The following is a 21256-nucleotide window of genomic DNA, read 5'->3' as shown; positions in this document are numbered from 1 at the left end:
GGCGGGAACCGTGTGGTCCTGTCGGCCGTCCCACCGGTGTCGCGGCCCCGGCGGGGCGATCCGGTCGAAGGAGCAGACGGTGACCAGTACGGAACGACCTCAGAGCGGCGACGGCGAGCGCGCCGGGCGGCGGCGTTTCCCGTTCGCCGTCGTGTCGGTGGCCGCGGCCGTCCTGCTCGCCGGGGGCGGCGGCGCCTATTTCGCCACCGCCTCGTCGGACGGCGGCGGTGACGGCGGCGGTGACGGCAAGGCCGCCGCACGGGGCGCGAGCGATCTCGATCCACCGCCGCTGACGCTCGGCGCCGAGGCGGACGGGGCGGCGGGGGCGGATCCCGGCCTCGGTGTCGCACCCGGTGAGCCGAGCCCGTACGGGGTCGAGTACCGCGCCTCGGGCCCGCTGCCCGAGGGGCCCGATTCGGCCGCCGTGCACCGCCCCGAGGGAACCGTCGCGAAGGCCGACGTGGCGCGCCTCGCCGAGGCTCTGGGGGTGTCCGGCCCTCCGGAACTCTCCGGTACGGCCTGGAAGGTCGGCGGCGAGAAGGACGGCTCGGGCCCGCTGCTCAGCGTCGACCGACAGGCGCCCGGCAGTTGGACGTTCGCCCGGTTCGGGCCCGCGCCCGGCGGTGACAACTGTCTCAAGGGCAAGGAGTGTCCGAGCGGCGACGGCGGCGAGAGCAACCCCGTCGTGCCGCGGGACGGGGCGGGCCCGGTGAGCGAGCAGGCCGCGAAGAAGGCCGCCGCGCCCGTACTGAAGGCGCTCGGCCAGCAGGACGCCGCCCTCGACGCGGGCCAACTGATGGGCGCCGTACGGGTGGTGAACGCCGCCCCGGTGATCGGCGGGCTGCCTACGTACGGCTGGTCGACCGGTATCCAGATCGGCGCGGACGGCCAAGTGGTCGGCGGCAGCGGGAAGTTGAAGGCGCCCGCGAAGGGCGCGGAGTACCCGGTGGTGGGCGCCGCCGAGGCGTTGAAGCTGCTGAACGAGGCGACGGGCGATCCGGGCACGGGCGGGATCGGTGGCTGCGCGTCGGCGGTGCCGTACGAGGACGGGCGCGAGCCCGCCACCCCGTGCGAGGAGGGGAAGACGGAGCCCGCGCGGGTGGACGTGGGCAAGGCGGTTTTCGGGCTCGCGTCGCGTCAGGTGGAGGGGCGGGCCGCGCTCGTACCGTCGTGGTGGTTCGAGGTGGCGGGCGCCGGGGACGGACCGGCGTCGTTCGCCGTCCGGACGGCGGTGCTTCCCGAGTATCTGACGCGGGGCGCCGGGAGCGGCGACAGCGATGGCGGCGATGACGGCGCGGGCGATCCGCAGACCGGGGACAAGCAGGGGGCGCCGGTCGAGGCGTACAGCGCCGACGGGAGCACGTTGAGCGTGCGCTTCACGGGCGGCGTGTGCGGCGAGTACTCGGTACGGGCCCAGGAGAGCGGGACCGCGGTGACGGTGGAGGTGGTCGACTCCGCCCCGCCGGGCGGTGTGTGCATCGCGATGGCCAAGGCGTTCACCGAGAAGGTGACGCTGGACCGGCCGCTCGGGGACCGGAAGGTCGTGGACGCGGTCACGGGCGATGCCGTGCCGCCGCGGAAGTAGCCGCGCGCACGAAAGGCGGCGGCCCCTGGTGAGGGGCCGCCGCCTTTCACTGTCCCGTTCACGGGGCGGACGACTCGTACCGCCGAATCGCGGTCAACGATCGGCGATCAGTTGAAGGAGTCGCCGCAGGCGCAGGAACCGGAAGCGTTGGGGTTGTCGATCGTGAAGCCCTGCTTCTCGATCGTGTCGACGAAGTCGATGGAGGCGCCACCCAGATACGGGGCACTCATCCGGTCGGTGACGACCTTGACTCCGTCGAAGTCCTTCACGACGTCGCCGTCCAGCGAGCGCTCGTCGAAGAACAACTGGTAACGGAGACCGGAACAGCCGCCGGGCTGGACCGCGACGCGCAGCGCGAGGTCGTCCCTGCCTTCCTGGTCGAGCAGGGCCTTGACCTTGCCCGCGGCGGCGTCGGACAGGAGGATGCCGTCGCTCACGGTGGTGGTCTCGTCCGATACGGACATCTGCTTCTCTCCCGGGGTGGGGCCTCCCCGCCGAGGCAGGGGAAGTACGGACTCATTGCCGACAGCTAGAACCGTCACGGCCGCGGATTCATTCCGCAGCACTCTCTTCATGCTCGCACACCCGGCTCAGGAGCGGCACGGGCCCGCGTTCCTGGGAATGCGTCACATCGACGCTATCGACATCGTCAAAGTGACGTGAAGCGGTTATGATAGATAACGTCATTTAGACGAAAAGGCTACTCCGCAGAGAAGAAAGGGTGCGTGACGTGACCACGGCCCAAGCCCGTCAGGATCTCGCTGTCCAGCCGACGCCCCTCGCACTGCTCCTGCTCGGCCGCGAGGCCGACACCCGCAGCGAGCGCGGCGTGGAGTGCCCCGGTGACCTGCCGTCGCCGTCCGACCCGGATCTGGTCGAACGCGCCCGCGCGGCGAAGGAGAAGCTCGGGGAGAAGGTCTTCATCCTCGGCCACCACTACCAGCGCGACGAGGTCATCCAGTTCGCCGACGTGACCGGGGACTCGTTCAAGCTCGCCAAGGACGCCGCGGCGCGCCCCGAGGCCGAGTACATCGTCTTCTGCGGCGTGCACTTCATGGCCGAGTCGGCGGACATCCTGACGGCCGACGACCAGAAGGTCGTCCTGCCCGACCTGGCCGCGGGCTGTTCGATGGCGGACATGGCGACGGCCGAGCAGGTCGCCGAGTGCTGGGACGTGCTGACCGAGGCCGGTATAGCCGAGCGGGTCGTCCCCGTCTCGTACATGAACTCCTCCGCCGACATCAAGGCGTTCACCGGCAAGCACGGCGGCACCATCTGCACCTCGTCCAACGCCGAGCGGGCCCTCAACTGGGCCTTCGAGCAGGGCGACAAGGTCCTCTTCCTCCCCGACCAGCACCTCGGGCGCAATACGGCCGTACGGGACCTGGGGCTGTCGCTCGAGGACTGCGTCCTCTACAACCCGCACAAGCCGAACGGCGGTCTGACGGCCGAGGAGCTGCGGAACGCGAAGATGATCCTGTGGCGCGGGCACTGCTCGGTGCACGGCCGCTTCTCGCTGGACTCGGTGAACGACGTCCGCGAGCGGGTGCCCGGGGTGAACGTGCTGGTGCACCCGGAGTGCAAGCACGAGGTGGTCTCCGCGGCCGACTACGTGGGCTCGACGGAGTACATCATCAAGATGCTCGAGGAGGCGCCGGCCGGTTCGAAGTGGGCGATCGGCACCGAGCTGAATCTGGTGCAGCGGCTGGCGAATCGATTCGCCGCCGACGACAAGGAGATCGTCTTCCTCGACAAGACGGTCTGCTTCTGCTCGACCATGAACCGTATCGACCTGCCGCACCTGGTCTGGGCACTCGAATCGCTCGCCGAGGGCAAGGACATCAACGTCATCCAGGTCGAGAAGGAGACGGCCGACTTCGCCCAGCTCGCGCTGGAGCGGATGCTGGCGCTGCCGTAGACGTAGACGTAGACGTAGCCGTAGCCGTAGCCGTAGCCGTAGCCAAGTAAGGGGCGCCCGCAATGGCGGGCGCCCCTTACTCATTCACTGCTGCCGGACGCCGATCAGACGTTGACCGGCTGCGGTGCCGGCGCGTCGGAGCGCGGCGGCGTCCGGCCGTCGTCCCCGCCGTCCCCGCCGCCGGACTTCGCCGCCTTCTTCTTGGCACGGCGCTCCTTGCGGAGTTCGACCATCGTGTACAGCGTCGGCACCAGCAGCAGCGTCAGCAGCGTCGACGACAGCAGACCGCCGATCACCACCACGGCCAGCGGCTGTCCGATGAAGCCGCCCTCGCCGGTGATCCCCATCGCCATCGGAAGCAGCGCGAAGATCGTGGCCAGCGCGGTCATCAGGATCGGCCGCAGACGGTGCCTGCCGCCCTCGACGACCGCCTCGACGACGCCCATCCCCTGCGACCTGTACTGGTTGATCAGGTCGATCAGCACGATCGCGTTGGTCACCACGATGCCGATCAGCATCAGCATGCCGATCATCGCCGGCACACCCAGCGGGGTACCCGTGGCGAGCAGCAGACCGATCGCGCCGGTCGCCGCGAACGGGATGGAGACCAGCAGGATCAGCGGCTGGATCAGCGACTTGAACGTGCCGACCAGCAGCATGAAGACGATCGCGACGGCCGCCAGCATGGCGAGCCCCAACTGCATGAACGCCTCGTCCTGGTCCTCGGACACACCGCCGATGGAGGCGGTCGCCCCCTCCGGCAGGTCGAGCCCGCTGACCTTCGACTGGAGCGTGGTGCCGACCGCGCCGGTGTTGTCACCGACCGGCCTCGCCGTGATCGTGGCGGCCCTGGAGCCGTCGATCCGGGTCATCGACAGCGGACCCGGCGCCAGCTTCACGTCGGCGATGTCACCGAGCTTCACACCGCCGAGCGGCAGCGCCTTCAGCTCGGCGAGCGTCTTGGCCGGCTTCTTCGACGTGACGTACACATCGCGCTCGGTGTCCCCGAGGATCGCCTTGCCCGACGGTGTGCCGCGTACGGCCTGGCCGACGGCCACACCGAGCGTGGCGTCGTTGAACCCGGCCTCGGCGGCCTTCTCGTTGGCCCTGACCGAGATACGCGGGATGCTCTGCGCCAGGTCGCTCTGCACGTCGGTGACGTCGTCGATACCGGCGACCTCGTCCCGTACCTGCTCGGCGGCCTTCGCCAGGGTCTGCGCGTCGGACGCCTTGACGACGACGCTCAGGTCCTGGCTGCCGAAGCCGTCGCCGGCCGCGATGGTCGTGTCACCGATGCCGTCGAGCTTGCCCAGCGCCTCGTCGATGGCGTCGCTGGTCTTCTCGTACGTCCCCGAGTCCTTCAGGGTCACCTGGTAGGACGCCTGGTTGGCACCCGTACCGCCGCCGAACGCCGCCATGAAGCCGGAGGAGCCGACGGTGACCTGGTAGTCCTTGATCTCGTCGAAGCCGTCGAGGGTCTTCTCGACCTTCTTCGCCGCCGCGTCGGCCGCCTCCAGGCTGGTGCCCGGCGCCAACTCCTGCTTGACGGTGAGGACTTCCTGCTCGCCCTGGTCGAAGAAGTTGGTCTTGAGCAGCGGCGCCATGGCGAACGTGCCGAGCAGGATGACGAACGCCAGGACGACGCTGGTGACCCGGCGCCTGGTAGCGAAGCCCAGCACCCTGACATACAACCGCTGCATCCGGCTGTTGGACTCCTTCTCCTCCGCGATCCGGCGGGCCTCGGCGGGGTCGATCCCGCGTACGGCCTTCGGGGCGCGCAGGAACCAGTACGAGAGCACCGGCACCACGGTGAGCGAGACGAGCAGCGACGCCAGCAGGGCCGCCGTGATCGTCAGCGAGAACGAGCCGAACAGCTCGCCCACCATGCCGCCCACAAGGCCGATCGGCAGGAACACCGCGACGGTGGTGAGCGTGGATGCGGTGACCGCGCCCGCGACCTCCTTGACCGCGGAGGTGATCGCGTACTCCCGCTCCTCGCCGTAGCCGAGGTGCCGCTTGATGTTCTCCAGGACGACGATCGAGTCGTCCACGACGCGTCCGATCGCGATGGTGAGCGCGCCGAGCGTCAGCATGTTGAGCGACAGGTCGCGGGTCCACAGCACGATCAGCGCGAGGACGACCGACAGCGGGATGGCGACCGCTGTGACCAGGGTCGAGCGGATCGAGGCCAGGAAGACCAGGATCACGAGCACCGCGAAGACCAGACCGAGCGCACCCTCGGTCGTCAGGCCGGAGATCGACTTGGAGACTGCCGGGCCCTGGTCGCTGACCACGGTCAGTTCGGCGCCGTCTCCGAGGTCCTTACGGAGGTCCGGCAGCTTGTCCTTGACGGCGTCGGAGATGGTGACGGCGCTGCCGTCGTTGTCCATGGTGGCCATCACCGCGAGGCTGGGCTCGCCGTTCGTACGGGTCAGGGACGTCGCCTCGGACGGCTCCTGCTCGACGGTGGCGATGTCACCCAGGCGTACGGGCGCACCGCCCTGGTCGCCCGTGCCCGCCTGCGGGCCGCCGACCCGCAGGTCCTCGATCTGCTTCAGATCGGTGAAGCCGCCGCCCACCTGCACGGTGCGGCTCTTGCCGTCCTCGGAGAACGATCCCGCCGGGACGGTCGCGCCGCCGGCCTTCAGCGCCTCCGAGAGCGCCATGGTGTTGAGGCCCGCTTCCGCGAGCTTCTTCTCGTCGGGAGTGACGGAGATCTGGAGGTCCCGGACTCCGTCGATGGAGACCTGGCCGACGCCTTCGATGTCTTCGAGCGCCGGGACGACCGTACGCTCCAGCCGGTCGTTGAGCGCCTGCTGGTCCTCACCCGAGGAGGCGGCGAGGACGACGGTCGGGATGTCGTCCGTCGAGCCGGCGATGACTTGCGGGTCGACGTCCTCGGGGAGCTGCGCGCGGGCGCGGTTCACGGCCTGCTGGATGTCGGCGACGAGCTGCTTGGTGTCAGCACCGCCGAAGTCGAAACTGGCCATGATCACGGCGTTGCCCTCGCTCGCCGTGGAGGTGACGCCCGTGATGCCGTCGACGGCCTCGATGGAGGCCTCGATCGGCTCGACGACCTGCTTCTCGACCACGTCGGGCGAAGCGCCCTGATAGGGGGCGAGAACCGAGACCATCGGAAGTTCGATGGAGGGCAGCAGTTGCTGCTTGAGCTGGGGAATGGCGATCGCCCCGAAGACGATCGCGATGATCGATATCAGCCCTATCAGGGCCCGTTGCGCGAGGCTGAATCTGGACAGCCAGGACATGGGGTCTCTCTTCTGTGGTGTACGCGTGCAGAAGGGCGCAGGGGCCCTTCTATACGATCTGCTATCCATCGGGGCCGGTCGGCCAACCGCAGGTCGATTTCCTTACCCGCCGCATACCGCGCCTGGAGTACGCGACGGTGGGCCCCTAGTCCACCCTTGGCCGTACCAGGCCCGATTCGTAGGCGATTACCACCAATTGAGCCCGGTCCCGGGCGCCCAGCTTCGCCATGGCCCGGTTCACATGGGTCTTGACGGTGAGCGGACTGACCACCAGACGCTCCGCGATCTCGTCGTTGGAGTGGCCGCCGGCGACCAGGACCAGCACCTCGCGCTCGCGCACCGTCAGCGCGGCGAGCCGCTGGGAGTACGCCGCCGAGTCCGGCCGCTCCCCCGCGCTGCCGCCCTGCGCCAGGAAGGTGGCGATGAGCCCCTTCGTCGCGACCGGCGACAGCAGGGCCTCTCCGGCGGCGGCGATCCGGATGGCGTTGAGGAGTTCTTCGGGCTCGGCCCCCTTGCCGAGGAAGCCGGCGGCACCGGCCCGCAGCGACTGCACCACGTACTCGTCGACCTCGAAGGTCGTCAGCATGACCACCCTGACCCCGTCCAGCTCCGGATCGGCGCTGATCATGCGGGTGGCGGCGAGCCCGTCCGTACCGGGCATCCGGATGTCCATCAGGACGACGTCGGCCTTCTCGGAGCGGGCCAGTGCCACGGCCTCGGCCCCGTCGGCGGCCTCCGCCACGACCTGCATGTCCGGCTCCGAGTCGACCAGCACCCGGAACGCGCTGCGCAGCAGTGTCTGGTCGTCGGCGAGCAGCACTCTGATCGTCATGTGGTCTCCCGCGTGGGCCGCGTACGTGCCTTGACCGGCAGTATCGCCTGTGTACGGAAGCCGCCTCCGTAGCGGGGGCCCACGTTGAGGGTGCCGCCGAGGGCGCTCACGCGCTCGCGCATCCCCAGGAGGCCGTGGCCGCTGCCGTCGGAGGGCTCGCCGGTGCCCGTGCCGTCGTCCAGGACGGTGACCTCGATGGTCGGGCCGACCCGTACGACGCTCACCTCGGCCTTCGCGCCGGGGCCCGCGTGCTTGCGCACATTGGTCAGCGCCTCCTGGATGATGCGGTACGCCGCGAGGTCGACGGCGGCGGGCAGTCGCAGCTCCGCGTCGCCGTGGGCCACCGTGACGGGCAGGCCGGCGTGCCGGAAGGTGCCGACGAGTTCGTCGAGGAGCGCGAGGCCGGGGGCCGGTTCGGTGGGGGCCGCCGGGTCACCGGACTGGCGGAGCAGGCCGACCGTGGCGCGCAGTTCGTTCAGGGCGGAGCGGCTGGCCTCGCGTACGTGCGCCAGCGCCTCCTTGGCCTGGTCGGGGCGTCGGTCCATGACGTGCGAGGCGACGCCCGCCTGGACGTTGACCAGCGCGATGTGGTGCGCGACGACGTCGTGCAGATCGCGGGCGATCCGCAGCCGCTCCTCCGCGACCCGGCGGCGCGCTTCCTCCTCACGGGTGCGTTCCGCGCGCTCCGCGCGTTCCCGTATCGCGTCGATGAAGGCGCGGCGGCTGCGTACGGCGTCGCCGACGGCGCTCGCCATCCCGGTCCACGCGAAGATCCCCAGGTTCTCCTGCGAGTACCAGGGGGCGGGTCCGGAGAGCATCGCGGCGAGTGTCAGCGTGGCGGTGGTGAGCAGGCCGACCCGCCAGGTGGTGGGGCGGTCGGTGCGCGAGGCGACGGTGTACAGGGCGACGAAGCAGCTCAGCGTGATCGGCGACGACGCGTCGTCCGTCAGCAGTTCGGCGACGGCCGCCGCTCCGTTGACGACGAGTACCGGGAAGGGGTTACGGCGCCGGAAGACGAGCGCGCCGGCCGCCAGGACCATCAGAACCACACTGCCCAGCCCCGGCGCCTCCTGGCCGAACTCGGGCAGCGCGTCGTGGCGTGCGCGCGGGTCGGCGAACGAACTCGCCACCATGCAGACCAGCACGGCCGCGGCCAGCCCGGCGTCGAAGGCGAGCGGGTGGACCCGCAGCCACCTTCTTACGCGGTCGAAGCCGGTTCCGAGTGAGGTCACAACCGGCAATGTACGCCCGGTGGCCGGCCGGCCAGGAACAGCACGATGCCCCGTGCGCCAGGCACGGGGCATCGGGAGTGCGGGAGCGTGGTGCGGGAGCGTGGTGCTGGGGTGTCCGTCCGGAACGTCAGGGGGACGGGATCAGGCCGTCGTCGCTGAGCAGGGCGCGTACTTCCTCGAGCGTGGCACCCGGGGCGGGCAGGATCAGCCCGGACGGCTCCAAGGAGTCGTCGGGCACCGGCTCGCCCAGCTCGCGCACCTTGTCGAGGAGCGCGTGGAAGGTGCGGCGGAAGCCGTCCCCGTCGTCCGCGTTGATCTCGGCGAGAAGTTCGTCGTCGAGCTTGTCCAGTTCGGCCAGGTGGCTGTCCGCGAGCTCCACCTGGCCCTCCCCCATGATCCGTACGATCATGACGCGCCCTTAGCTCTTGTCGAATTTGTTCGGAGTCCCCGAGGACTGCGAACCGTCCTGCCGGTCGGCCGCACCGCCCTCGATGGCCTGCTGCGACGACGAACCGCCCGCCAGCTCGGCCTTCATCCGCTGAAGCTCCAGCTCTACATCCGTACCACCGGAGATCCGGTCCAGCTCGGCGGCGATGTCGTCCTTCGCCAGCCCCGAGTGGTCGTCCAGGGCACCGGAGGCCAGCAGCTCGTCGATCGCGCCGGCCCGCGCCTGCAACTGCGCGGTCTTGTCCTCGGCACGCTGGATGGCCATGCCGACGTCGCCCATCTCCTCGGAGATGCCCGAGAATGCCTCCCCGATCCGGGTCTGCGCCTGCGCCGCCGTGTAGGTGGCCTTGATGGTCTCCTTCTTCGTACGGAAGGCGTCGACCTTGGCCTGAAGACGCTGGGCCGCGAGAGTGAGCTTCTCCTCCTCGCCCTGCAACGTCGTGTGCTGCGTCTCCAGATCACTGACCTGCTGCTGGAGCGCGGCGCGACGGGACAGCGCCTCACGCGCCAGATCCTCGCGCCCGAGCGCCAGCGCCTTGCGGCCCTGGTCCTCCAGCTTGGTGGACTGGCCCTGGAGCTGATTGAGCTGCAGTTCCAGCCGCTTGCGCGACGTGGCCACATCGGCGACACCGCGCCGTACCTTCTGGAGCAGCTCAAGCTGCTTCTGGTACGAGTAGTCGAGGGTTTCGCGCGGATCCTCAGCCCTGTCAAGGGCCTTGTTGGCCTTCGCGCGGAAGATCATCCCCATACGTTTCATCACACCGCTCATGGGCTTCGCGCGCCCCCTTCTGACGGACTCCGGATCCAGCACTCCTACAGAACCCACAGTACGGGCCCTGCCTCTATTACCGCACTGTTCGGGCACGGATGGGCTCATCCCCAAGGACGACTGGCCCCCGCGTCGGTCCGGCGCAGGGAGTAGGTGATCTTCGGGGGCAGTGGGGGTTTCGTCCCCTCTGTACCAGTACAGACGTCCTCCGTTGCCGGATCGTTCCCCTCGGGGGTAGGGCGCCGAAGACGAACCCCGTACCCTTGGGCTTTGTGTTCCGTAGCCGCTCCAAGGACGAGAAGGCCCCCACCGACAAGGTGACGGCGGACCTCTCCACACAGACCCGTGACCCGCAGGCCCCGAAGGGCCGCCCGACCCCCAAGCGCAGTGAGGCCCAGACGCAGCGTCGGCGTGCCTCGACGACGCCGACCGACCGCAAATCGGCGATGAAGAAGCAGCGTGAGGCGCGCCGTGTCGATCTGGCGAAGCAGCGTCAGGCGCTGGCCAGCGGCGACGAGCGCTATCTGCCGGCCCGTGACAAGGGCCCGGTGCGCCGCTTCGTCCGCGACTACGTGGACGCGCGCTTCTGCATGGCCGAGTTCTTCCTGCCGCTCGCCGTGGTCATCCTCGTACTGAGCATGGTCCAGGTCGGTCAGCTCCAGACCATCGCGCTGCTGCTGTGGCTGGGCATCATCGTGCTGATCGTGATCGACTCCATCGGCATCTCGATCCGGCTGAAGAAGCAGATCGCCGAGCGCTTCCCGAACGAGCCCAGGCGCGGCGCCGTGGCCTACGCCCTGATGCGTACGCTCCAGATGCGCCGACTGCGGCTGCCCAAGCCGCAGGTCAAGCGCGGGGACCGGCCCTGAGCACTGGGGCATCCGGCTCCGCGGGTGGCTCGTCCGGCCGGCCGGCCGGGCTCGGAGGGCTGCGGAACGTCGTCCGTCAGGAGCTTGTGTCGCGGCAGCTCGACGAGCAGTTGACCTCGCGCTATCCGGTCGGACAGCGGCTGCGGGTCCTGGACGTCGGCATGGGCCGGGGCACCCAGACACTGCGGCTGGCGCGCGCCGGACACACCGTGACCGGGCTGGAGTCCGATCCCGCCATGATGGCCTCGGCCCGTGAGGCGCTCGAGGCCGAGCCCGCCGGGATCCGTGAGCGGGTCACGCTGGTCGAGGGCGACGGTCTCGAGACCGGGGTGCATTTCCTGCCCGGCGGATTCGACGTGGTGCTCTGCCACGGCGTGCTGATGTACGCCGAGGAGCCGGACGCCATGCTCGCGGGTCTGGCCAGGATGCTGGCGCCCGGCGGGCTGCTCTCCGTCCTCGTACGCAACGCCGACGCGCTGGCCATGCGGCCCGGTGTCGCCGGGGACTGGGCGGGGGCGCTCGACGCCTTCGACTCCCCCTCGTACACGAACAGCGACGGCCGGACGGTCCGCGCGGACAAGCTCTCCGCGCTGACGGCGACGCTCGCGGGGATCGCCGCGCCGCTGCACGCCTGGTACGGGGTGCGCGTCTTCTCGGACAACATATCCAACGACGTGGAGCCGCCCCCGGCGGCCGAACTGGAGCGGCTGCTGGCCGCGGAGGACCGGGCGGGCCGTACGGAGCCCTACCGAAGCGTCGCGACGCTGCTGCACCTGTGCGGTGTGCGCGGGTGACGGCGACAGCGGGCCGACAGCGGGCGGGGACGTGGACGGGGGCGGTCAGGTGAACGGGTCCGCGGCGCGTCCGTACTGAAGTGAGCACCACGGGGACAACCGAGAAGGTCCGCGACGCGGACGGCCAGGACAGCAGCGGGAACAACAGCGACGGCGCGAGCGGCGACAGGCCGGCGATCGACGGCGTGCGGAAGACTCCGAAGCTGTCCGCGGGGGAGACCTGGCGGGCCCTGTACGGGCATTTCAGGCCGCACCGGTGGATCGTCGCCCTCGGCGCGCTGTTCACCCTCGTCGGCGCCGCCACGGGGCTGGCGCAGCCGCTCGCGGCCAAGGCTCTGGTGGACCGGCTCGGCGAGGACAGTTCGATCACCGGGATCCTGCTGCTCCTCACCGCTCTGGTCGTGCTCGGCACGGCCGTCGAATCGGTCGGCGCCTACATCCTGGAGCGGACGGCCGAATCCGTCGTACTCGCCGCCCGGCGCAGCCTCATAGGAAGGCTGCTGCGGCTACGGCTGCCCGAGGTCGAGCGGACCCAGCCGGGCGATCTGATGTCCCGTGTCACCTCGGACACGACGCTGCTGCGTGCCGTGACCACCCAGTCGATCGTGTCGGCCGCGACCGGCGGCCTCTCCTTCGTCGCGACGATCGTGCTGATGGGCTTCATGGACCCGGTGCTGCTCGGGGTGACACTGGGCGTGATCGTGCTCATCGGCGGCGCCGTCGCGCTCGTCATGCCCAAGATCGCGCAGGCCACGCAGCGTTCGCAGGAGGCGGTCGGACGGATCTCCACCGTCCTGGAACGCGCCTTCGGCGCCTTCCGCACCGTGAAGGCATCGGGCGCCGAGGAGCGCGAGGCGGCGGTCGTGGAGGCCGCCGCGCAGGACGCCTGGCGGCACGGCATCCGATCCGCGAAGTGGCAGTCGCTGGCCTGGTCCTCGGTCGGCCTCGCCATCCAGGTGTCGTTCCTCGCCGTGCTCGGCATCGGCGGGGCGCGGGTCGCGTCGGGCGCGATCTCGATCTCGACGCTGATCGCGTTCCTGCTGTTCCTCTTCTATCTGATCGACCCGGTGTCGCGCCTGGTCGAGGCGGCGTCGCAGTACCAGGTCGGTACGGCGGCGATCGCGCGGATCATCGAGGCGGAGCGGCTGGAGACGGAGCAGATCGATCCTCCTGCCAATCCTCCTGCCGACCCTCCTGAGGAGGCGCCCGCCGAGGGGGTGTCGGCGGGCGGTCCGCCGGCCGCGGCCTCCGTCGTCTTCGACGACGTCACCTTCCGCTACCGCGACGGGCTCCCGCTCGTCCACCACGGCGTCTCCTTCGAGGTGCCGGGCGCCGGGATGACGGCCTTCGTCGGCCCCTCCGGCGCGGGCAAGACGACCGTGTTCGGTCTGATCGAGCGGTTCTACGACGCGACAGGCGGCCGGATCCTGATCGACGGCAGGGACGTACGCGACTGGCCGCTGCGCGAACTGCGCGCGGCCATCGGCTATGTCGAGCAGGACGCTCCCGTACTGGCGGGCACGCTGCGGGAGAATCTGGTCTTCGCCGCGCCCGGCGCCACCGACGAGCGGATCAGGGACGTCCTCGTACGGACGAAGCTGGAACGACTCGTGGAGCAGTTGCCCGACGGGCTGGAGACGGTGGTCGGCCACCGCGGGTCCAAGCTGTCCGGCGGTGAGCGGCAGCGGGTGGCGATCGCCCGCGCGCTGCTACGCGGGCCCCGGCTGCTGCTCCTGGACGAGGCGACGTCGCAGTTGGACGCGGTCAACGAGATGGCGCTGCGGGACGTGGTCGCCGAGGTGGCGAGAGACGTGACGGTGCTGGTGGTGGCCCACCGGCTGTCGACGGTCACACTGGCGGACCGGATCGTGGTGATGGACGCGGGGCGGGTGCGGGCGGTGGGCACCCACGAGGAGCTGGTCAGGGACGATCCGCTGTACGGGGAGCTGGCGGCGACGCAGTTCCTGGCGTCGGCCCGCTGAACCGGCCGCCTCGACGGGCCGGCCGGTTCGACGCGCCGGTCTGCGCGTCCGCGGGCGCCCGGCCGGTGCCCGCGGACGAGGACGGACCCCCTGTCAGGTCTCGTCGGGCTTGTTCTCCGGTTCGGCCTGAAGGCTCATCGGACCGTAGATCTTGGTGCCGTCGTCGAAGAGGATCACCTGGTCGGCGCCGCCCTCCAGCAGGTCCTTCCAGGCCTCACCGATCCAGGACTCGGCGTCCCCCTGCGTGGTGAACTCCTCCGGTTCCACGGCCGGTTGGACTTCCGTCCCGTCGGCCTTCTCGAACCGCCACGTCCACGCCATGTCCGCCTCCAGGGGTCCGCCGAAAATGATCTGTTTGCTGCCCGCAGCGTAGCCGGGCGCGCACCCGGCGCGGTGACACGGGAGGATCGACCGCGTGGAACTGACTCTGCTCGGCACCGGAGCCCCCGACGGACTCCCCCGCCCACACTGCCCCTGCGCCGCGTGCGCCACCGCCCGCGGCCCTCTCGCGCGGGCGGCGACCGCGCTGCTCGTGGACGGTGCGGTGCTGCTCGACCTCACTCCCGGTGCGGCGCTCGCCGCCGCGCGGGCCGGGCACTCGCTGAGCGGCGTACGACAGGTGCTGCTCACGCATCCCCACGACGGTCCGGCCGTGGAGCTGCCCGCCGGACTGCCGACGGCCGGACGGGTCGCGGACGGCCGCGTGCTGACGCTGATCAGCGGGCACCGGGTACGGGCCGTGCCGATGGACTCGCCCGGCACGGGGTACGAGGTGACGGCCCCCGGGGGCGAGCGGCTGCTGTATCTGCCGCCGGGCGGCGCCCCGGCGGGACTCCCGGAGGGCAACGGAAACGGTGACCGGGCCGACGGCGGGAACGGGAGCCGGACGGGCCGGGGCGGCACGCGCTCCGCGCGGGAGGCCGCGCCCGCGCCGTACGACATGCTCCTCGCCGATGTGATCGGCCGCCCCGACGCCCTGGCCAGGCTGCGCGCCGCCGGTTCGGTCGGCCCGACCACCGACATCATCGCCGTGCATATCGGCCACGACGTGCCACCGGGCGCCGAGTTGGACCGCAGGCTGGCGGCGGCGGGCGCGCGGGCGGTGCCGGACGGGACGACGCTGACGGTCGGCGAGTATCACGCCGTACCCGATCTGCCGCGCCGCACGCTGGTGACGGGCGGCGCGCGTTCCGGCAAGTCGTTCGAGGCCGAGCGGCGGCTGGCCGCGTTTCCCGGCGTGCTGTACGTGGCGACGGGCGGGGCCCGCGACGGCGACCCGGAGTGGCGGGCCAGGGTCGCGGCGCACCGTGACCGCCGGCCGGGGTCCTGGCGGACCGCCGAGACCTGCGACCTGGTGCCGGTGCTCACCGGTGCGGGCCCGCCGGTGCTCGTGGACTGTCTGTCCCTGTGGCTGACGGACGCGATGGACCGGGTCGGCGCCTGGGACGACGAGGCGTGGGAGGCGGGATCGCGACCGGCCAGAGCGGCGCTGCGGGAGCGTGCGGCCGAGCTGGTCGGCGCCGTGCGCGCGACGCGCCGCACGGTGGTCCTGGTGACCAACGAGGTCGGTTCGGGTGTGGTGCCCGCGACGGCCTCCGGCAGGCGTTTCAGGGACGAGTTGGGGCGGTTGAACGCGGCCGTGGCCGCCGAGTGCGAGCACGTCCTGCTGGTCGTCGCGGGGCAGGCGCTCACCCTGCGCGGCTGACGGCGGGCGGGGCGGTACCGGGGCCTGTCCGGCGGGCGGGCTGCCGGTACTGTTCGGCGAATGAGCTCGCTGAATCTCGACGACTTCTCCGATCTGATCGAGCGCCCCGACGGCGGTCTGCGGCGTGACGCCGAGGAACGCCGCGAGCGGCTGACCGTCCCGCCCGGCGCGCTGGGCCGGCTCGACGAACTGGCCGAGTGGCTGTCGGCCGCCCAGGCGGCCGTGCCCGTCAAGGCCGTCGAGCAGCCGCGCGTGGTGCTCTTCGCCGGTGACCACGGCATCGCCTCGCTGAATGTCTCGGCACGCCCGGCCGGCAGCGCGCATCTGCTGGTCCGCGCGGTGCTGGACGGCGCGAGCCCCGTGGCCGTGCTGGCGCGCCGCGCGGGGGTGCCGGTACGGATCGTGGACGCCGGTCTCGACTGCGATCCGGAGCTGCTTCCTACAGAGGTCGTACGGCACCGGGTGCGGCGCGGCAGCGGGCGTATCGACGTCGAGGACGCGCTGACGATCGAGGAGGCCGAGGCGGCGGTACGGCTCGGTATGGCGATCGCCGACGAGGAGGCCGACTCCGGTACGGATCTGGTCGTCCTCGGCGATCTGAGTGTCGGCGGTACGACTCCGGCCGCCACCTTGATCGCGGCGCTGTGCGGCACCGACGCCTCCGTGGTCACCGGGCGCGGCGGCGCGGGGATCGACGACCTGGCGTGGATGCGCAAGTGCGCGGCGATCAGGGACGCGCTGCGCCGGGCGCGGCCGGTCCTCGGTGACCAGTTGGAGCTGCTGGCGACGGTGGGCGGCGCGGATCTGGCGGCGACGACCGGCTTCCTGCTCCAGAGCGCGGTGCGGCGGATGCCGGTGATCCTGGACGGCGTCGTCTCCGCGGCGTGCGCGCTGGTCGGCCAGCGGGCGGCGTTCCGGGCGCCGGACTGGTGGCTCGCGGGCCAGGTCAGTGGGGAACCGGCGCAGGGCAAGGCGCTGGACCGGATGGCGATCGATCCGCTGCTCGACCACGGGGTGATCGTGGGCGAGGGGGCGGGAGCGCTGCTGGCGCTGCCGATGGTCCAGGCCGCGGCGGCGCTGGCGGCGGAACTGCCGGAGCGGCCGGAGCGCCCGGGGACGCCGGTGCCCGCCGAGGCGCGGAGCACCGGCATCGAGGACGTCACGTAGGACATGTCGGGGGACGTGTCCGGGGGCGTGTCCCTGAGGGCCTTCCCGGGAGCCCTGGGGGCCTGGCGCACGGGCAGGCGCGGCGGCGCGTGCGCCGACGACGGCGCGGCCCCCGGTGGCGACCGGGCCCGCCCTCGGAGCCGTACATCCTGAAAGTCCTTGACCGGTCCCCGTCCGCACCCGCTCCGCCCGTCCCGGCTAGCCTTCGCGCGATGAGCGCCCCTCGTTCCACACACGCGGCGGCCGACGGCATACGGTTCGCCTTCGGCACGCTCACCGCGCTCCCGGTCCGCGTCACCCGCTGGGACCGCGACGCCGCCCGCGCCGGGATGCTGGCGGCGCCGGCGGCCGGCCTGGTCGTCGGCCTGTGCGCGGGCGCCGTGGGCGGCCTGCTGCTGGCGGCGGGCGCGGGCGCGCCGCTCGCCGCCGTGGCCACCACCGCCGTCCCCGCCGTGCTCACGCGAGGGCTGCATCTCGACGGTCTGGCCGACACCGCGGACGGCCTCGGCAGCGCGAAACCGGCCGAAGACGCGCTGCGGATCATGAAGCGGTCCGACATCGGCCCGTTCGGTGTGATCACCCTGCTGCTGGTCCTGCTGGCGCAGGTGGCCGCGGTGGCGCATCTGTACGAGGAGGGCTGGGCGTACGGCGCCGTCGCCGCCGCCCTCGCGGCCGTCTCCGCGCGGCTCGCGCTCACGCTGGCCGCGCGTACGGGCGTGCCGCCCGCGCGGCCCGAGGGTCTGGGCGCCGCCGTCGCGGGCTCCGTGCCCGCGCGGACGGCGGTGCTCGCCGCGCTGCTGGTGACGGCGGCCGTCGCGGCGGTGTGCGGCGCCCTGTTCGGCTGGTACGGCGCCCTGCACCACGCCCTCGCCCTGGCGGCCGGTCTCGGCGCCGCGCAGGCGCTGCTCGCGCACTGTGTACGCCGCTTCGGCGGCGTCACCGGCGATGTCTTCGGCGGCCTCGCCGAGACGGCGGCCACCGCGTCCCTGGTCGTCCTGACCCTGGGCTGACGCCCTTTCGGCCGACGCCCTCAACTGAGGGCCCGCGTCCGGCCCCCCGCGTCGGTTCCGGCCGAGCACGACCGCCGCCGTGAGGGAGCGCGAGCACCGCGCGTAGGCTCGTTCCAGGTGCTCCGCAGGCCGAATTACGATGCGGTGGGCGCGGCCGGGCCTGCGAAAGACCGGCTTGAAGCCCAAGAACTTCTATGGAAGCGAGATTTCACCACCGTGACTGCTCTCACTCTCAGCACAGCCGGCGCGGCGACGTTGCGCGCCGACGCGATCGTCGTCGGCGTCGCCAAGGGAGCCAAGGGCCCGGCCGTCGCGCCGGGCGCCGAGGCCGTGGACAAGGCGTACGACGGCAAGCTCGCCTCCGTCCTGGAGTCCCTCGGCGCCACCGGTGCCGAGGGCGAGGCCACCAAGCTCCCCGCGCCGTCCGGCCTCAAGGTCCCGATCATCATCGCGGTCGGCCTCGGCACCGCCCCGGGGAAGGAAGAGGCGTACGGCGCCGAGACCCTTCGCCGCGCCGCCGGTGTCGCCGCCCGCACCCTCGCCGGTGCGAAGAAGGCCGCGTTCGCGCTGCCCGTGGAGGCGGCCGAGGACGTCGAGGCCGTCGCGGAGGGCGCGCTCCTCGGCGCGTACGCCTTCACCGCCTACCGCGGCACGGACAAGTCCGCCACGTCCGCCGGCGCGGGCGCCAGGAGCGGCAAGTCCGCCAAGGGCGACAGCGGGGTGAAGCAGCCGCTCGGCGAGGTCACGCTGCTCGGCGCGAAGCCGCGCGACAAGGCGCACAAGGCCGCCGTCGGGCGCGCGATCGCGCTGACCGAGGAGATCAACCGCGCCCGCGACCTGATCAACACCCCGCCGAACGACCTCTACCCGGAGACCTTCGCCGCCATCGCGACGGCCGCCGGCAAGGAGCACGGCGTCAAGGTCCAGATCACCGACGACAAGGCGCTCGCCAAGGGCGGCTACGGCGGTCTCGTCGGCGTCGGCAAGGGAGCGGAGCACGGCCCGCGCCTCGTACGCCTGGAGTACACGCACCCCAAGGCGGCGAAGACGATCGCCCTGGTCGGCAAGGGCATCACCTACGACTCGGGCGGCATCTCGCTCAAGCCGCCGGGCCACAACGAGACGATGAAGTGCGACATGAGCGGCGCCGCCGCCGTCCTCGCCGCCGTCGTGTCGGCCGCCCGGCTGGGCCTGAAGGTCAATGTGACCGGCTGGCTCGCGCTCGCCGAGAACATGCCGTCGGGCACCGCGACGCGCCCCGGCGACGTGCTGCGTATGTACAGCGGCAAGACCGTCGAGGTCCTGAACACCGACGCCGAGGGCCGGCTCGTCCTCGCCGACGCGATCACCCGCGCCGGCGAGGAGAAGCCCGACGCGATCGTGGACGTCGCCACGCTGACCGGCGCCATGGTCATGGCGCTGGGCAACCGGACCTTCGGCATCATGTCGAACGACGAGGCGTTCCGTACCTCCGTGCACGAGATCGCCGAGGAGGTCGGCGAGGCGTCCTGGCCGATGCCGCTCCCGACCGAGCTGCGCAAGGGCATGGACTCCCCCACCGCCGACATCGCGAACATGGGTGAGCGCATGGGCGGCGGTCTGGTCGCCGGACTGTTCCTCCAGGAGTTCGTGGCCGAGGGCATCACATGGGCGCACCTCGACATCGCCGGCCCGGCGTACCACGAAGGCGCGCCGTACGGCTACACGCCCAAGGGCGGCACGGGCTCGTCGGTCCGCACGCTGGTCAAGCTCGCCGAGCGCACCGCCGCGGGCGACCTGGGCTGATCGCGTACGTCGGCACGGCCGAAGGGCCCGCCGGGCGCCGGCCGTCGTCGGGAAACCGACCGAAGGCCGGTGCGAAGCCCATGCGAAGGCCGGTGCGCAGCCGGTCGGGAATGCGTGGCCCGCCCAGTGGGTTCCGGTGAAGTACCGGGGCCCGCGGGGCGGGCCGTTCCGCCTCCGGCGAAATCGGTCCACGCGCGTGGCGTGCGTACGAGGTGTGCGCGCGTACGACGTCTGTACGGCGCACGTGCGGGCATCCGCACGAGCACCCGTACGGCACCGTACGAGTCAATAACCCCTGATCGCGGCCGACCGGCCCGCTCAGACCCCGGCCCCGCGTCCCGCCGCCCTCCGACAAGTGCGAAGATGGGTTCTCGGCAGGACAGGGCCCCCACCACAGGGCCGACGAAACAGCGGCCGAACACCAGCCGCCGCCCGGTCATCGACCGCGCCCGGCGCACATGCATGGAGGACGTGACGTGGCGAACGACGCCAGCACCGTTTTCGACCTAGTGATCCTCGGCGGCGGTAGCGGCGGTTACGCCGCGGCGCTGCGCGGAGCGCAACTGGGCCTGGACGTCGCCCTGATCGAGAAGGACAAGGTCGGCGGCACCTGCCTGCACTACGGCTGCATCCCCACGAAGGCCCTGCTGCACGCCGGCGAGATCGCCGACCAGGCGCGCGAGTCCGAGCAGTTCGGGGTCAAGACCACCTTCGAGGGCATCGACATCGCGGGTGTCCACAAGTACAAGGACGAGGTCGTCTCCGGCCTCTACAAGGGCCTTCAGGGCCTGATCGCCTCCCGCAAGGTGACCTACATCGAGGGTGAGGGGCGGCTCTCCTCCCCGACCTCCGTCGATGTCGACGGCCGCCGCGTCCAGGGCCGCCATGTCCTGCTCGCCACCGGCTCCGTACCGAGGTCGCTGCCCGGCCTGGAGATCGACGGCCAGCGGATCATTTCCTCGGACCACGCGCTCAAGCTGGACCGCGTCCCGAAGACGGCGATCGTCCTGGGCGGCGGCGTCATCGGCGTCGAGTTCGCCTCGGCGTGGAAGTCCTTCGGCACGGACGTCACCGTCATCGAGGGTCTCAAGCACCTCGTACCGGTCGAGGACGAGAACAGCTCCAAGCTCCTGGAGCGGGCCTTCCGCAAGCGCGGTATCAAGTTCAACCTCGGCACCTTCTTCGACAAGGCCGAGTACACGCAGGACGGTGTGCGCGTCACGCTGGCCGACGGCAAGACCTTCGAGGCGGAGGTGCTGCTGGTCGCGATCGGCCGCGGCCCCGTCTCGCAGGGCCTCGGCTACGAGGAGCAGGGCGTCGCGATGGACCGCGGCTATGTGCTCGTGGACGAATACATGCGGACGAACGTGGAGACGATCTCGGCCGTCGGCGACCTCGTCCCGACGCTCCAGCTCGCGCACGTCGGCTTCGCCGAGGGCATCCTCGTGGCGGAGCGGCTGGCGGGCCTCAAGACCGTCCCCGTCGACTACGACGGCGTGCCCCGGGTGACGTACTGCCACCCCGAGGTCGCCTCCGTCGGTATCACCGAGGCCAGGGCCAAGGAGATCTACGGTGCGGACAAGGTCGTCGCTCTGAAGTACAACCTGGCGGGTAACGGCAGGAGCAAGATCCTCAAGACCGCGGGCGAGATCAAGCTCGTCCAGGTCAAGGACGGTGCCGTGGTCGGCGTCCACATGGTCGGTGACCGGATGGGCGAGCAGGTCGGCGAAGCTCAGTTGATCTACAACTGGGAGGCGCTGCCGGCCGAGGTCGCGCAGCTCATCCACGCGCACCCGACGCAGAACGAAGCCCTCGGTGAGGCCCACCTGGCCCTGGCCGGCAAGCCGCTCCACGCCCACGACTGATGTATCGGTCCGAGCGCGACGACCACTACC

General features: G+C 71.4%; 17 protein-coding genes. 10 read left to right on the top strand and 7 right to left on the bottom strand.

Going from position 1 to position 21256, the window contains the following annotated elements:
• Window positions 1-79 precede the first annotated feature (79 nt).
• Window positions 80-1585 carry a hypothetical protein gene (locus tag OG329_RS32110; protein WP_405799883.1) on the top strand — a complete coding sequence of 502 codons (1506 nt, stop codon included), beginning with the start codon at window positions 80-82 and terminating at the stop codon, window positions 1583-1585.
• Between the two features lie 107 nt (window positions 1586-1692).
• Here OG329_RS32110 and OG329_RS32105 read toward each other — a convergent pair whose 3' ends face one another.
• Entirely contained in the window at window positions 1693-2049 is a 357-nt protein-coding gene (locus tag OG329_RS32105; RefSeq protein WP_078077727.1) for an iron-sulfur cluster assembly accessory protein, read from the bottom strand.
• A 266-nt stretch (window positions 2050-2315) separates the two neighbouring features.
• Between OG329_RS32105 and nadA the strand changes: the two genes are divergently transcribed.
• Window positions 2316-3503 (top strand): quinolinate synthase NadA, encoded by a 1188-nt coding sequence (gene nadA / locus OG329_RS32100; protein WP_405799882.1) that lies wholly within the window; start codon window positions 2316-2318, stop codon window positions 3501-3503.
• A gap of 104 nt (window positions 3504-3607) precedes the next feature.
• On the opposite strand, the gene OG329_RS32095 is transcribed toward nadA, so the two are convergent.
• The 5 genes from OG329_RS32095 to OG329_RS32075 all read right to left on the bottom strand — a co-directional run bounded on the left by OG329_RS32095 (window position 3608) and on the right by OG329_RS32075 (window position 10049).
• Entirely contained in the window at window positions 3608-6769 is a 3162-nt protein-coding gene (locus tag OG329_RS32095; RefSeq protein WP_405799881.1) for an efflux RND transporter permease subunit, read from the bottom strand.
• A gap of 145 nt (window positions 6770-6914) precedes the next feature.
• Window positions 6915-7601, bottom strand: a complete 687-nt coding sequence (locus tag OG329_RS32090) for a response regulator (RefSeq protein WP_405799880.1) — start codon at window positions 7599-7601, stop codon at window positions 6915-6917.
• Window positions 7598-8833 carry a sensor histidine kinase gene (locus OG329_RS32085; protein ID WP_405799879.1) on the bottom strand — a complete coding sequence of 412 codons (1236 nt, stop codon included), beginning with the start codon at window positions 8831-8833 and terminating at the stop codon, window positions 7598-7600. Before OG329_RS32085 ends, OG329_RS32090 begins: the two co-directional genes overlap by 4 nt.
• Before the next feature lie 127 nt (window positions 8834-8960).
• Window positions 8961-9242, bottom strand: a complete 282-nt coding sequence (locus tag OG329_RS32080; protein ID WP_405799878.1) for a hypothetical protein — start codon at window positions 9240-9242, stop codon at window positions 8961-8963.
• A 9-nt stretch (window positions 9243-9251) separates the two neighbouring features.
• Entirely contained in the window at window positions 9252-10049 is a 798-nt protein-coding gene (locus OG329_RS32075) for a PspA/IM30 family protein (protein WP_405799877.1), read from the bottom strand.
• A gap of 272 nt (window positions 10050-10321) precedes the next feature.
• Here OG329_RS32075 and OG329_RS32070 point away from each other — a divergent pair, with 272 nt between their 5' ends.
• The 3 genes from OG329_RS32070 (at window position 10322) to OG329_RS32060 (ending at window position 13694) form a co-directional block, all read left to right on the top strand.
• Window positions 10322-10918 (top strand): DUF3043 domain-containing protein, encoded by a 597-nt coding sequence (locus OG329_RS32070; RefSeq protein WP_405799876.1) that lies wholly within the window; start codon window positions 10322-10324, stop codon window positions 10916-10918.
• Window positions 10919-10977: 59 nt separating this feature from the next.
• The gene (locus OG329_RS32065) at window positions 10978-11712 is read left to right on the top strand and encodes a class I SAM-dependent methyltransferase (RefSeq protein ID WP_405802135.1); all 735 of its coding nucleotides are present in this window, start codon (window positions 10978-10980) and stop codon (window positions 11710-11712) included.
• Between the two features lie 185 nt (window positions 11713-11897).
• Window positions 11898-13694 (top strand): ABC transporter ATP-binding protein, encoded by a 1797-nt coding sequence (locus tag OG329_RS32060; protein WP_405802134.1) that lies wholly within the window; start codon window positions 11898-11900, stop codon window positions 13692-13694.
• Between the two features lie 93 nt (window positions 13695-13787).
• On the opposite strand, the gene OG329_RS32055 is transcribed toward OG329_RS32060, so the two are convergent.
• Window positions 13788-14015 carry a hypothetical protein gene (locus tag OG329_RS32055; protein ID WP_405799875.1) on the bottom strand — a complete coding sequence of 76 codons (228 nt, stop codon included), beginning with the start codon at window positions 14013-14015 and terminating at the stop codon, window positions 13788-13790.
• A 94-nt stretch (window positions 14016-14109) separates the two neighbouring features.
• Here OG329_RS32055 and OG329_RS32050 point away from each other — a divergent pair, with 94 nt between their 5' ends.
• The 5 genes from OG329_RS32050 to lpdA all read left to right on the top strand — a co-directional run bounded on the left by OG329_RS32050 (window position 14110) and on the right by lpdA (window position 21226).
• Window positions 14110-15399, top strand: a complete 1290-nt coding sequence (locus OG329_RS32050; protein WP_405799874.1) for a bifunctional adenosylcobinamide kinase/adenosylcobinamide-phosphate guanylyltransferase — start codon at window positions 14110-14112, stop codon at window positions 15397-15399.
• A 69-nt stretch (window positions 15400-15468) separates the two neighbouring features.
• Entirely contained in the window at window positions 15469-16566 is a 1098-nt protein-coding gene (gene cobT / locus OG329_RS32045; protein ID WP_405802133.1) for a nicotinate-nucleotide--dimethylbenzimidazole phosphoribosyltransferase, read from the top strand.
• Window positions 16567-16778: 212 nt separating this feature from the next.
• The gene (locus OG329_RS32040) at window positions 16779-17576 is read left to right on the top strand and encodes an adenosylcobinamide-GDP ribazoletransferase (RefSeq protein ID WP_405799873.1); all 798 of its coding nucleotides are present in this window, start codon (window positions 16779-16781) and stop codon (window positions 17574-17576) included.
• A 216-nt stretch (window positions 17577-17792) separates the two neighbouring features.
• Complete coding sequence (locus OG329_RS32035) at window positions 17793-19361, top strand: leucyl aminopeptidase (RefSeq protein ID WP_405799872.1); 1569 nt, start codon at window positions 17793-17795, stop codon at window positions 19359-19361.
• Between the two features lie 476 nt (window positions 19362-19837).
• Entirely contained in the window at window positions 19838-21226 is a 1389-nt protein-coding gene (gene lpdA / locus OG329_RS32030; RefSeq protein ID WP_405799871.1) for a dihydrolipoyl dehydrogenase, read from the top strand.
• Window positions 21227-21256: the final 30 nt, after the last annotated feature.

The sequence above is a fragment of the Streptomyces sp. NBC_01506 genome (genome assembly GCF_045040295.1).
Taxonomy (GTDB): Bacteria; Actinomycetota; Actinomycetes; order Streptomycetales; family Streptomycetaceae; genus Streptomyces.
Note: the sequence above shows the minus strand (reverse complement) of the source record. Positions and strands in the feature narration are given on the sequence as shown.

What these genes read in the sequence shown, in the direction of transcription:
- OG329_RS32075 (WP_405799877.1), bottom strand. Translation starts at nt 10,049, where the DNA reads ATGAGCGGTGTGATGAAACGTATGGGGATGATCTTCCGCGCGAAGGCC.
- OG329_RS32095 (WP_405799881.1), bottom strand. Translation starts at nt 6,769, where the DNA reads ATGTCCTGGCTGTCCAGATTCAGCCTCGCGCAACGGGCCCTGATAGGG.
- OG329_RS32055 (WP_405799875.1), bottom strand. Translation starts at nt 14,015, where the DNA reads ATGGCGTGGACGTGGCGGTTCGAGAAGGCCGACGGGACGGAAGTCCAA.
- OG329_RS32080 (WP_405799878.1), bottom strand. Translation starts at nt 9,242, where the DNA reads ATGATCGTACGGATCATGGGGGAGGGCCAGGTGGAGCTCGCGGACAGC.
- OG329_RS32040 (WP_405799873.1), top strand. Translation starts at nt 16,779, where the DNA reads ATGAGCGCCCCTCGTTCCACACACGCGGCGGCCGACGGCATACGGTTC.
- OG329_RS32090 (WP_405799880.1), bottom strand. Translation starts at nt 7,601, where the DNA reads ATGACGATCAGAGTGCTGCTCGCCGACGACCAGACACTGCTGCGCAGC.
- OG329_RS32105 (WP_078077727.1), bottom strand. Translation starts at nt 2,049, where the DNA reads ATGTCCGTATCGGACGAGACCACCACCGTGAGCGACGGCATCCTCCTG.